Source organism: Rathayibacter sp. Leaf185, from assembly GCF_001423885.1.
GTDB lineage: Bacteria > Actinomycetota > Actinomycetes > Actinomycetales > Microbacteriaceae > Rathayibacter.
In genome coordinates this window covers 800300-812220 of sequence record NZ_LMPP01000001.1, presented here as the reverse complement: position 1 = coordinate 812220, position 11921 = coordinate 800300, and the positions used below count along the sequence as shown (strand labels likewise).

The window sequence follows — 11921 nt, the reverse complement described above, 5'->3', positions numbered from 1 at the left end:
CGGCAGATAGGGATGTCGTGTCCTCCCGATCTCCGGCGGACACCGTCACGGGCGATCCGGGGTGACGCTGCACAGGCTGCAGTCGGGCCGTCCCAGGTGAGAACCGCACGGGGCATGCTGGAGGGATGACCGACGCACCCCGATCCTCCGAGCGCCGCGCGCGCAGCCAGCACGTCCTCACCGTGCTGAGCACCGAGCCTCTCACCCCGCACCTCGTCCGCGTCCACCTCGGCGGCGACGGGCTCGACGCGTTCCTGGCGGAGGCCGACCCGGCGCGCCTGGCCGCGACCGATCGCTACGTGAAGCTCCTGCTCCCGCCGGCCGGCTCTCCGCTCGAGCCGCCGTACGATCTCGATGCTCTTCGCGCGAGCGTCGCATCCGAGGAGCTGCCGGTGCGCCGCACGTACACCGTGCGCTCCGTCGGCGAGCGGAGCGTCGCGATCGACTTCGTCGTGCACGGCGATGACGGCGTCGCCGGACCCTGGGCCGCTGCCGCCCGGGCCGGTGACCGGCTCGCGATGTCGGCTCCCGGAGGCGCGTGGGCGCCGAGCGGGGACCCGGCCGTCACGCACCTCCTCCTCGGCGACGACTCCGCGCTCCCGGCGATCGCCTCGGCACTGGAGGCGATGGGCCCGGCGACCCGCGGGCGCGCGCTGATCGAGGTGGGCGGGTCGGCCGACGAGGTGCCGCTGACCGCGCCCGAGGGTGTCGAGATCCGCTGGCTGCACCGTGGAGACCTCGAGGCGGGTCGTGCCCTGGTCGCGGCGGTGCGTGCCGAGGCGCGCCCGGACGGTGCCGTCGAGGTCTTCGCGCACGGCGAGCGCACGGCGATGAAGGAGTTGCGCGGGATCCTGCAGGACGGCTGGGGGGTGCCGCGGTCGGCGCTCTCGCTGTCGGCCTACTGGGCGCTGGGCCGGGCCGAGGACCGCTTCCAGGCCGAGAAGCGCGAGCCCGTCGGCGCGATCTTCAGCGACTGAGGGCCCCAGCGCTCGCGCGCCGGAGCCCTCGATCGTCAGCTCGGCATCAGACGCGCTTTAGCGAGACCGCCGCGCTCGTCGTCGAGTTGCCGGCCGCATCGACGGCCTTGGCGGTCAGCGGGTAGGTACCCTTGGCGAACGCCGAGGTGTTCATCGTGAGCTGCCAGGTCCCGTCGGCTGCGAGCGTGGCGTCGCCGAGCTTCGTCGTGCCGACCCAGTAGCTGACCCCGGTGACGGCCACGTTGTCCGACGCCGTCGCTGCGAGGGTGACAGTGCCGGTGACGGAGGTGCCGGACGCCGGTGAGACGATCGCGACGGTCGGCCGCGTCGTGTCGGCCGGAGCCGGCGCGGCGGTCGGGGTCGCGGTGGGCGTCACCGTGGGTGTCGCGGTGGGCGCCGGAGTGGCGGTCGGGGTCGCCGTCGGCGTCGGCGTCTCGGTCGGGGTCGGCGTCGCGGTCGGAGTGGGGGTCGCGGTGGGCGTCGCGGTCGGAGCGGTCACTCCGCCGAACTGGTCGGCGCCGGCGGTCGTGCCGCCCATGGTCTCGCCGTCGATGTCGGTGCGGGCACCGGTCGTCGATCCCCAGCCCGCGATCTGCGTCTGCGCGGCGTTCAGGACGTGCAGGTCGCCGGTCGCCGAGGAGACGAAGGCCGGAGCACCCTGCACGTTCCCCTGCTGGTTGAGCAGCGCGGGGGTCTTGCAGAGCTTGACGTTCCAGCCCTCGACGATCGTGTTCGTCATCGGGCTGGTGCACGAGGAGAGGTAGCTGACGATGTTGCGGTCGAAGACGGTGTTCTTCGCTCCACCCACGCGCAGCGCGCCGCTCTCGAACGTGTTGTTGCGGATGTAGATCCCGTCGGCCGACACCTCGCGGAAGTCGGCGGCCGAGCCTCCGCGGCAGTCGTTCGTGATCACGACGCAGCCCGACACGAAGTTCGACTCGACCGTGATCTCGCTCATCCCGTCGCCGCCGCCCGGCGAGAAGATGATGCCCGCGTTGTAGCAGTTGCTCAGCCTGTTACCGCGGAGCGTGACGTTGTTGCTCTCGAACACCTGGATGCAGTCGGCGTGCAGGCCGTTGTTCTTGTTCTGATCGAAGTCGCGCACGACGTTGTTCTCGATCAGGCCGTTGTCGGTCCCACCGACCTGGATGCCGTCGATCGACGAGCCGTTCTCGAAGAGGGAGTCGCGGACCACGACGTTCGGGCTGCGCACGAAGATCCCGGCGCCGTCGATGTGCATCCGGTTGACCGTGATGCCCGAGCCGTAGGTGTAGAACGGGGTCCTCGAGAAGATGTCGTTCCACACCGTGTTCGGCGTGTAGACCTTCGTCGTGCCGAGCACGGGCGAGGCGCCGGGGGCGGGCTGGACGGGGACGGGTGCGGCGACGGTCGCCTTGCCGCCCTTGAGGTCGGTCGTCGGGTAGGTGCCCGAGGTGAGGAGCACCGTGTCGCCGGGGGCGGCGCTCTGCACCGCGACGGCGAGAGTGCAGGGGGCGGCCGTGGTGCAGAGCGTTCCGGAGCCGGTGGGGGAGGCGTAGCGGTTCGCGGCCGCGAAGCTGGGGGCCGCCGTGAAGAAGGCGGCGATCACCACCAGCAGAGCGGCGAGAGTCGCGCTGAGCGTTCGAGTCATGGGCGTGGGGTCCAATCGGGGAAGGTGTGAGCGGGGACTCGGGAGAGGGGTCTGGGGTCGAGCGCCGCCGCTCTCCGTACCGGTTCCGCTCGCGGCCTTCCGCGCGCTGGAGCGCTGTCGGGGCTTCGCGGCGGTCACCGGCACGGGGCGTCCTTCGGGGCGTCGAGGTCAGGGGCGCGACCTGGGAGGGGGACCCCGGCGCTCATGCAGTGACACTAGGGGCGAGCCTCGAACATCCGTTCTCGATGAGCCTTCCTCCGCCGCCGTGGCCCTCATGGCGGGGCGCCGACCAGTCACGCCGCGCCGCGCCCCCGACGGATCCCGCCGCGGGGGCCCGTCAGGGCCCCCGCGCCGCCACTCAGACCAGGCGCCTCCCGCTGAACCGGTCGATCGGGGCGTCGCGCCGCATCGCCTCCTCGTACATCCGATGCAGAGGCTCCGTCAGTACCCCGTTCGTGCGGTCGAGCGAGTCCTGCCAGGCGACGATCTCGCCGAGCTGCGCCGCCAGATCGGCCCGCAGCGCCGCCTCGTCGACGGTCGTCGAGCGCCCGCCGGCCACCACGATCCGCCCCGCCACGATCACCGTGTCGATCGACGAGCCGTTCTCGGAGTAGACCAGCTGGTTCTCGAGGCGCTGCCGTGGGGTGAAGTTCAGCGTCTCGAGGTCGAAGAGCACGAGGTCGGCCTGCTTGCCCACTTCGATGCTCCCCGTGACGCGGTCGAGGACGGCGCTGCGCGCGCCTCCGATCGTGCCCGCCGTCAGCACCTCGGCCACCGTCGGCCACGTCGCGATCTCGGGGTCGGTCACCTTGTGCAGCAGCGCCGCGGCCTTCACCACGTCGAGCATCCGCGGCGAGTCGCTGCTCGAGCAGCCGTCGGTGCCGAGCCCGAGGTTCACCCCCGCGTCGTGCAGCGCCCGCCACGGCGCGATCCCCGAGCCGAGCTTGAGGTTCGAGATCGGGTTGTGCGAGATCGAGGTCCCCGCCGCGGCCACGCGCTCCATGTCGGAGTCGGTCAGCCAGATCCCGTGCGCGAAGGTCGTGTTCGGCGAGAGGGCGCCGATCCGCTCCATGTACTCGACCAGGGTCGAGCCGTAGGACTCCTCGCCGGTCACCAGCTGCGTCTTCGTCTCGAGCACGTGGATGTGGCACTCGGCGTCGTGCTCGAGCGCGAGCTCGGTCGCCCCCGTCAGCAGCTCCGGCCCGCAGCGCTGGGGAGCCGACGGCGCGACCATGTAGCGCAGCCGCCCGCCTCCGCGCCCGTGCTGGGTGGCGAACGCCTCGCGGCTGAACGCGAGGTACCCCTCCGTCGTGGGGCGCGCGGCCGAGCGCACCGAGTCGAGGATCTCGGCGGGCAGGTACTCCTCGACGAACGGCATCGTCTCGTAGAACGGCTTGCTGATCACGTGCCCCGAGATGTTCGCCCGGATCCCGATCTCGTCGTACGCGTCGAACACCGCGGCGAGCTGCGCCGCGTCCTGATCGGGGTTCTCGAGCACGTCGTCGACGAGGGTCGTCACGCCGGCCTTCAGCGACTCCAGCGCGAACAGCGACGATCGCAGCTTCACGAGATCCGGAGCGACGCGGCTGTTCCCGAGGATCGGGTACGACAGCAGCATCCACAGCTCCAGGGGCAGGTTGTCGTAGCGCCCCTTGTAGAGGTACTCCCACGAGTGGGTGTGGGCGTTGACGAACCCCGGAGTGACGAGGCGGTCGCGGCCGTCGATCACCTCGTCGCCGGGCTCGGGCGAGAGGCCGGGGCCGATCGCGGTGATGACGTCGTCGACGACGCGGATGCTCGCCGTGATCGGGACGGCGCCCGAGACCGGGTCCATGGTGATGACGGAGGCGTCGGTGATGAAGAGGGGCATGGCGGTTCCGTTCGTGCTGCGGTGTGCGGGGTGCTGGGGTGCGGGTCAGCTGCGGGCGGGCTCGGGCTGAGCTGCGGGCGCGGTGGCCTCGCGACGCTCGACCCAGGCGGCGGCGTCTCCGCGCCCGAGCAGGAGGTAGGCGAGCCCGGCCGACACGCCGCCCGCGAGCCACGACACGTCGATGCCGCCGAGCGCCGTCGCCGCGGGGCCCTGGAGGGCGGGCACCGAGCCGTTCATGAAGAGCCAGGTCAGCGTCGCGCCGATCGCGAACGAGAGCAGTGCGCGCCAGCGCACATCCGGGAGCAGCGGCGAGCCGACCGGGGCGAAGAGGTGCCCGAACGAGCGGACCCGCGGCTCGAACACCGCGTAGTGCACGAGCACGATCGCGCCCCACGGAGCGACCCAGCCGACCAGGCCGACGAGCCAGGCGTCGAGCGTGGTCGCGAGGTCGTCCTGGAAGACGAAGAACACCGCGGCGACGAACGCGAGCACGCCGACGAGGAGGCTCAGGGCGCGCCGACCGAGCCGGATGTCGAGAGCCTGCGTGGCCATGCCGAACGAGTAGATGTTGAGCACGTTCGTCGCGATCGGCCCGTGCACGACGAGCAGCAGCACGGGGATCGCGAGGGCGCCGAAGTTCTCGACGATGAGCTGGCCCGGATCGACCGAGCCGTTCTTGGTGGCGAGCGTCGCGCCGAGCACGCCCAGCCAGACCACGGGGATGAACTGCCCGAGGACGCTCGCGAAGTAGAGCTTCCGCTTCGAGGCCGTGGGGCTGACGAAGCGGGAGTAGTCGCCGGCGTAGGCGAGCCAGGTGAGGCCCCAGCCGATGCCGATCGCGGTCATGACGATCGACATGGCGGCGAGGCGGTCGCCTCCCGTCAGGGCGCCCTCGGCGGGGCCCGCGTACGACCAGTCGATGTCGAGGAAGAACCAGGCGACGATCGACATGATCGCGAGCACCAGGAGGGTCGGCGGCACGGTCCAGCGCTCGAACGCCGCGATCGCGCGGTAGCCGAGGAACGAGATCCCGACTTGGATCGCCATGATCACGGCGGCGACGGCGATCTTCCAGCCGAGGTTGGCCTCCTCAGGATCGACGATCCCGACGGAGCCGAGCAGGGCGATCACGAGGTCGAGCACGATCCAGGTGTTGATCGCGCACCAGCCGATGACGACGACGGCCTGGATCGCGGCCGGCGCGTAGTTGCCGCGGCGCCCGAAGACGGATCGGCCGACCAGCATGCCGGTCGCGCCCGTGCGCTGACCGAGCAGGACGAAGAAGCCGAAGACGGCCATGCCGACGACGTTGCCGAGGACGAGGACGGTGATGGTGTCCCAGAGGCCGAGGCCCATGTTCACGCCGAGGGCGCCGAGCACCCAGTTGATAGGGGCGATGTTGGCGCCCGCCCAGATCCAGAACTGGCCGTCGAGGCGGGCGGTGCGGCGGGAGTCGGGGAGCGGGGTGAGCGCGTCCTCCGTGTCGTGTGCGGTGCCGTGCAGGGCGTCGGTGCTCATGGCGGTTCCTCTCGGAGGGGCGGGCGCGGGGTGGGGCGACTGCGGTGGGGTGCGGCTCCAGCCTCGTTCCGCGCCGTTTCGCCGGGCTCCCGGCCGTGTAAATTCGCGGTGACACGAGAGGACGTTCTGTATGGCCTATCTGCTCGTCGACGCCCTCCGCGATCCCCTCCTGGCGGCCGCGCTGCCGGTGGTCGTGGCCGGAGGCGCGGGGGCCGATCGCGCGCTCATCCGCTGGGCGCACGCGAGCGAGCAGCTCGATGTGGCGCCCCTGCTGCTGGGCGGCGAGCTGCTGCTGATGGAGGGCGTGCACCTGTCGCTCGACCAGGACGCCGCGGACTGCCGCCGGTACGTGGCGTCCCTCGTCGAGGCGGGCGTGGGCGCGCTGGCCGTCGAGCTGTCGGTGCGTCTGCCGGAGGTCCCCGCGCCGATCGTCGCGGCCGCCGACGAACTCGGCCTCCCTGTGCTCGCCCTGCCCCGCCGCGTGCCCTTCGTGCAAGTCTGCGAGAGCATCAACACGCACCTCACCGAGCAGAAGTTCCGGAGTCTGCGCCTGGCGGACAGACTGTCCGGTCTGCTGAGCGACGCAGCGGCCGCCGACGCCGGTATCGACGAGCTCCTGCGCGTGGTCGCGACCGCGACCGGCGCCTCCGCCTCGCTGGTGTCGCTGACGGGGGAGGAGCTCGCGCGCGCCTCACCGGGGCGCGGGGTCGACACCTCGCCCACCGCGGGGGCGTTCTCGGGGGTGCTGCGGGCCGGCGACTCGCTGCTCGGGACTCTGCATCTGCGCGCCCACGACGCCGCCGACCTGCACTCGGTCGCCGTCGCGCTCGACCGCGCACCCGACGTCCTGGCGATCGCACTGCTGCGGCACCGGCCACCCTCGGTCACCGAGCGGCTGGCCGCGCAGCTCTTCGCGGTCGCCACCGACGAGCAGACGCGCGAGGAGGCGTCGGCGGACCTGCAGATCGATGCACTCCTCGGCCGGCTCGGCGCCGCCTCGCGCGAGCGCTACCTCGGGGTGTGGGCCGACACCGGGCACGACGACAGGGTGCTGCGCGCGCTCCGCGGTCTGCTCGGGAGTGTCGGCGCCGATCCCGGACCGGTGCTGATCGCGGTCGGCGCCGAGGTGCTCGCGCTGCTGCCCTTCGCCGATGCAACGGCGATGGAGGCGGGGCGCGCGAGGCTCCTCGAGCGCGCGGGGCTCCTCGATCGCTCAGGGCTCGCCGATGCCTCCGGGGCGCTGATCTGCGTCGGCAGCGGGCTCGGCGGCCAGCGGAGGGTGCAGCGCGAGCTCGCGGAGGTGCGGGGCGTGCGCGACTGGGCTCCCGCGGGCGGCGAGTTCGCGGTCGACTCGCGGCAGCACCGCCTGGCGCGGTTCGCGAGCACGCTGCACGACGACGTCGAGGCCGACGACCTCGTCGAGGAGGTGCTCGGCCCGCTGCGCGACGACCAGCTCGCCACCCTCGAAACGTTCGCGTCGCACTGGGGGAGCAAGACCGCGACGGCCGCGGCGCTCGGCATCGGCCGTCAGACGCTCTACGACCGCCTCGAGCGGATCGAGTCGCTGATCGGCCCGCTCGACTCCTCGCCGGCGCGCGCCCGCGTCGTCATGACCGCGGTCTTCCTGCACCGCGCCCGCGCGGCGCTCCCCTCGGCGCCCCCGCGCTCCCGCCGCGCGTTCCCGCCTCCCGCCGACCGCTGACGCGCCTCGAGACTCCAGGAGTTGTCGTACTCGGCACTCGAGCACGACAACTTCTGGAGGGTGGAACGTGTCACCGGGGCTGTCAGGCCTCGTCGGAGGTGAGCTCGGTGTCGGTCTCGTCGGCACGGTCGCGCAGCTCGTCGGCCATGGCGCCCGCACCCTCGGCGCCGTGGTCCTGGTCGACCTGCTCGATCAGGCCGCTCAGCTTCTCGTCGTTGCTCGCGTCGTCGGCGCCGTCCATGACGGGCTGGTTCTGCTCGGGCTGGTTCTTCTCACTCTGGCTCATGGTCGCCTCTCCGTGCGCCGCAGGTCGGCCGCACGCCTCCGACGGTACGGATCGCCACCGCCGAGCGCCGGACCTTGACGCCGCTGCCCCGACGTGGAACGACGACGGCCCGGCGCCTCCGGAGCGGGAGGAGCCGGGCCGTCAGCGGAGGGGAGCTACCTGATCAGCGTGACCGTCACCGGCGCGCTGTTCGTGGTGTTGCCGGCCGCGTCGGTCGCGCGGGCGGTCAGCGGGAACGTCCCGACGATGCCGGCCGTGCCGGCCGACAGCGACCAGGTGGTCGGGCCGGTCTGCAGGGCGTTGCCGACCTTCAGCGTCCCGACGTAGAACGTCACGGCCGTCACTCCGACGTCATCGGTCGCCTCGACGCTCGCGGTCGCGACGCCCTTGATCACGGCGCCGTTCAGCGGAGAGGTGATCGAGACGGCCGGTGCGACCGTGTCGGCCTCCGGTGCCTCGGGCTGCGCCGGGCCCGTGGAGGTCGGCGTCGGGACGGGAGTGGTCGAGGTCGGCGTCGGCGTCGGAGTCGCGCTCGGCTCCTCGGTGGGCTCCTCGGTCGGCTCCTCGGTCGGCTCCGCCGTCGGGGTGGCGGTCGGCGTGGCCGTGGCCGTGCTCGTCGGCGCAGGCGTCGGGTTCGCCGAGGCCTTGGCGGAGTCGGCGCCCGCGATGTTCCGCGCGAAGGCCTGACCGTCGATGTCCGTCGCGGCGGGAGCGGTGGAGCCCCAGCCGGCGATGACGGCCTCGTTCCCGTCGACGAGGCGCAGGTTCCCGCCGTTCTCGTCGACGAAGCGCGGTGCGCCCTGAATGTTGCCCTGCGAGTTCAGCAGGATCGGCGCGGCGCACATCTTGGTGTTCCAGCTCGCGACGATCGAGTTGGTCATCGGGCTGTCGCACGCGGCGAGGTAGCTGACGATGTTGCGGTCGAAGGTCGTGTTCGCGGCACCGCCGACGCGCAGCGAGCCGTCGACGAAGGTGTTGTTGCGGATCAGCAGGTCGCTGGCCGACACCTCGCGGAAGTCGGCGGCCGATCCTCCGCGGCACTGCGCCGTCTTGACGACGCAGCTCTGCACGAAGTTGGACTCGACGGTGATGTCGCTCATGCCGTCGCCCGAGCCGGGCGAGAAGATGATGCCCGCGTTGTAGCAGTTGGCCAGCTTGTTGCCCCGGATGGTGATGCCGTTGCTCTCGAACACCTGGATGCAGTCGGCGTGCAGGCCGTTGTTGCGGTCCTGGTTGTAGTTGCGGACGGTGTTGCCCTCGATCAGTGCATCGGAGGCGCCGCCGACCTGGATGCCGTCGATCGACGAGCCGTTCTCGAAGAGCGAGCCGCGGACGACCGCGCCGGCGTTGCGGACGAAGAGACCGCCTCCGTCGAAGTGGGAGGACTCGACGGTCTGGTTGGCGCCGTAGAGGTAGAAGGTGAGCGACACGGTGATGTCGGACCACACGACGTTCGGCACGTAGCTCTTGGTGCGGCTCAGGATCGGGGAGGCGCCGGGTGCCGGGACGACCTGCAGGGGGTCGGCCGCAGTGCCCTTCCCGCCTCGCAGCGTCAGCTCCGGGTACGTGCCGGTGGTCAGGTAGACGGTGCTGCCGGCCGGGGCGTTCTGCATGCCGACGGTCAGGGCGCACGGTGCGGCCTGGCTGCAGGCGGTGCCGGTACCGGAGGGCGAGGTCCAGCGGTCGGCAACGGCCGCGGTCGCCGCGGGGGCGGCGAAGAGCGTCGCGACGAGAACGGCGAGGGCGAGGAGGATCGCGCCCAGCGATCCGGCGGTCGATGGTCTGTGCGGGGTGGTGCTGGAGGGGGACGTCGAGGACATGGCGGTGGCTTCCGATCGGCTCGTGAGGGCGAGGGGTGTGCCAGGAGGGTGTCGAAGCGGACCTCGAGTCGATCGGCGGCCCGGGCCGGCACCGGTGAGGGTGCCGCCCCGGGCGTACGCGTCACTGCATTCCGGGCGGGCGGTGCGTCTGGTGCGGTGGCTGTCGTGCGGGTGGTGCTGTGCTGTGCGTGCTGTGCTGTGTGTGCTGTCGGTCAGTTGCGGATGGTCAGGGTGATCGAGGCGCTCGTGCCGATGTTGCCGGCGGCGTCCACGGCCTTCGCGACGACCGTGTAGGTCGCGTTGGGCCAGTTCTTGCTGTTCGCGGTCAGCGACCAGGAGCCGTCGGCCTGCTTGACCGCGTCTCCGAGCTTCGAGGAGCCGGACCAGAAGGCGAGCGAGGTCACGGCCACGTTGTCGCTCGCATTGGCGACGAGCGTCGTGGTGCCGGTGACGACGCTCTGGCTGGCGGGCGAGACGATCTTCGCCTGTGGCTTCACCGTGTCGGCTCCGCTGGTCGGGGTGGCAGTGGGCGTCGGCGTGGCGGTCGCGGTGGGAGTCGCGATCGGCTTCGGGGTCGCCGTGGCCGTCGGAGTCGCGGTGGGCGTGGGCGTCGCCGTCGGGGTGACGGTGGGCGTGGGCGTCGCCGTCGGGGTCGCGGTGGGCGTCGCGGTCGGCGTGCTCGTCGGAGGCGTCGTCGCTCCGGTCGCGACGGTCGACAGCTCGTAGCCGTAATAGCGGCCCGCTACCGGCGAGGTCGGGTCGCCCGTGAAGGTGCGACCGCGGTCAGCGGCAGCCTTGGCCTGCGCGCGGATCTGGGCGATGATCTGCGCCGGAGTCTTGCCGACGCAGGCGCCGCCGGGGGCGAGGCAGTCGAGCACTGCGCCCGAGGTCGCGGCCGCCGCCATGCTCGTGCCGCTCTGGATGTAGGCGTAGCCGTTGCCCTTCTTGGTCGTGTAGGGGCACACTCCCGGCGCGGCGATGGTGTGAGCGCGGTCGGCCTCCGACACGGCCCAGTTGCTCTTGTCGGCGTAGGCGTCGTCCTTCAGGGTCACGCCCTGGCAGGGGACCGCGGCGAGCCCGCCGGGCTTCCCGTCGTAATTCGACATGTTGGTGACGGCGAGGACCTCGTCGTAGGACGCGGGGATGTAGGTGGCGAGGTCGGCGGTGCCGTTGCCGGCGGAGCCGACGACGGTGACGCCCTTCGCGACGATGTCGCAGATGATCTGGTGCACGGCGTCGCCGTTGGTGTAGCCGCAGTTGCCGTCGTCGGCTCCGGCGGTCGCGAGGGACATGTTCAGGACCTTGATGCCGTAGGTCGCCGCGTTCTGGGATACCCAGTCGAGCGCGCAGGTCAGGGTGGCGATGGTGCCGCGGTTGTCGCCGTCGAGGGCGCGGACCGAGTAGATCGGGGCGCCGGGCGCGATGCCCACGGTCCCGTAGCCGTTGTCGAGAGCGGCCATGTAGCCCGAGACTCCGGTGCCGTGACCGTTCGCGTCGTCGCCGGTCCCGGTGCTGAAGCAGTTGACCTGCTTCTGGAGGCTGTAGTCGGAGTGGTTGCTGACCCCGGAATCGATGACCGCGACCGCGGGACCGGTCCAGCTGGTGATGCCGTCACCGGCCGACACGGGTGCGAGGTCGGCCTGGGTGCTCAGGACGTGGGAGGGCATGACCTGGGCCGCACCCTCGACGACCTGGTCGGCGGGGGAGAGCGCGAGGACCCGGCTGTCCGCCGCGAGGACCGCGTGCTGGCGGGCGGTGAGCGTCGCAGTGAAGCCGGCGACGCCTCCCTCGAAGGAGTGCTCGAGCGGGATCCCGAGGGCCCGCACCAGGCTCGCCGAGACGGCGTCGGAGTCGACGGTCACGACGTAGCGGCCGGCCTCCGAGGCCTGCGCGGCGGGCGCCGTCAGGCCGACCGATCCGGCGGCGAGGACGGCGGTGACCGCGGTCGCGGTCAGGAACCGGCGCAGCCGCGACGGGGTGCGGCGGAGCGGGGTGGAGCTGCGGATCACGTGGACCTGTGTTTCTGTGCGGCGGGGGAGGCCGGGGCGGCCGGGAGCGTCTCGCCGGTCAGGGGTCGACCGACGACCGCCGGATGCTGCTGCATCGGGCGGAGGAGAA

The 11921-nt window shown here is 72.0% G+C and carries 8 protein-coding genes; 2 read left to right on the top strand and 6 right to left on the bottom strand.

The window, feature by feature from the left end:
- The first annotated feature begins 125 nt into the window (after positions 1-125).
- A complete protein-coding gene (locus tag ASG06_RS03990; RefSeq protein ID WP_056038815.1) occupies positions 126-977 on the top strand; it encodes a siderophore-interacting protein in 852 nt (283 codons plus the stop codon).
- A 46-nt stretch (positions 978-1023) separates the two neighbouring features.
- Here the strand turns inward: ASG06_RS03990 and ASG06_RS03985 are convergent, their stop codons facing one another.
- The 3 genes from ASG06_RS03985 to ASG06_RS03975 all read right to left on the bottom strand — a co-directional run bounded on the left by ASG06_RS03985 (position 1024) and on the right by ASG06_RS03975 (position 5995).
- Positions 1024-2607 (bottom strand): Ig-like domain-containing protein, encoded by a 1584-nt coding sequence (locus ASG06_RS03985; RefSeq protein WP_056038813.1) that lies wholly within the window; start codon positions 2605-2607, stop codon positions 1024-1026.
- A 358-nt stretch (positions 2608-2965) separates the two neighbouring features.
- Positions 2966-4477 (bottom strand): amidohydrolase family protein, encoded by a 1512-nt coding sequence (locus tag ASG06_RS03980; protein WP_056038811.1) that lies wholly within the window; start codon positions 4475-4477, stop codon positions 2966-2968.
- 45 nt (positions 4478-4522) lie between these two features.
- On the bottom strand, positions 4523-5995 hold the full coding sequence (locus ASG06_RS03975; RefSeq protein WP_056038808.1) for a purine-cytosine permease family protein: 1473 nt from the start codon (positions 5993-5995) through the stop codon (positions 4523-4525).
- A 130-nt stretch (positions 5996-6125) separates the two neighbouring features.
- On the opposite strand from ASG06_RS03975, the gene ASG06_RS03970 reads away from it, so the two are divergent.
- Positions 6126-7697, top strand: coding sequence for a PucR family transcriptional regulator (locus ASG06_RS03970; protein WP_056038805.1), 1572 nt, complete (start codon positions 6126-6128; stop codon positions 7695-7697).
- Positions 7698-7779: 82 nt separating this feature from the next.
- Here ASG06_RS03970 and ASG06_RS03965 read toward each other — a convergent pair whose 3' ends face one another.
- The 3 genes from ASG06_RS03965 to ASG06_RS20175 form a co-directional block, all read right to left on the bottom strand.
- Entirely contained in the window at positions 7780-7983 is a 204-nt protein-coding gene (locus tag ASG06_RS03965; protein WP_056038802.1) for a hypothetical protein, read from the bottom strand.
- A 155-nt stretch (positions 7984-8138) separates the two neighbouring features.
- The gene (locus tag ASG06_RS03960; RefSeq protein ID WP_056038799.1) at positions 8139-9803 is read right to left on the bottom strand and encodes a right-handed parallel beta-helix repeat-containing protein; all 1665 of its coding nucleotides are present in this window, start codon (positions 9801-9803) and stop codon (positions 8139-8141) included.
- 212 nt (positions 9804-10015) lie between these two features.
- On the bottom strand, positions 10016-11812 hold the full coding sequence (locus ASG06_RS20175; protein WP_056038795.1) for an Ig-like domain-containing protein: 1797 nt from the start codon (positions 11810-11812) through the stop codon (positions 10016-10018).
- Positions 11813-11921 lie beyond the last annotated feature (109 nt).